This window comes from Natrialba sp. PRR66 (assembly GCF_034808065.1).
Taxonomy (GTDB): Archaea; Halobacteriota; Halobacteria; order Halobacteriales; family Natrialbaceae; genus Natrialba; species Natrialba aegyptia.
Window position 1 is genome coordinate 1 of the sequence record NZ_JAXHGN010000065.1, and the last position, 279, is coordinate 279.

Annotated in this window: 1 protein-coding gene; it reads left to right on the forward strand. The window is 71.3% G+C overall.

The annotated features are described in order from the left end of the window. Positions 1–279, forward strand: a 279-nt coding sequence (locus SM755_RS23495) for an ATP-binding protein (protein WP_323174814.1), incomplete at both ends; no start/stop codon positions are given.

Here is a 279-nt window from a genome sequence, read left to right on the forward strand (position 1 = left end):
GTCACACTCGTCGAGACCGTCCCCGCCGACGCCGGCGATGGGCACGACGCCGTCTTCGAGATCCGCGACGACGGCCCCGGCATCCCCGACCACGAGCTCGATGCCCTCGGGCGGGAGGCGGAGACCGCACTCGACCACGGCAGCGGACTCGGCCTCTGGCTGGTCAGCTGGAGTATCGACGCACTCGGCGGCGAGCTGTCGTTCGAGACCGGTGACGACGGAACGGTCGTGAGCGTTCGGGTTCCGGGCGTGGTCGACGACGGCGAGAGCGACGGGTCG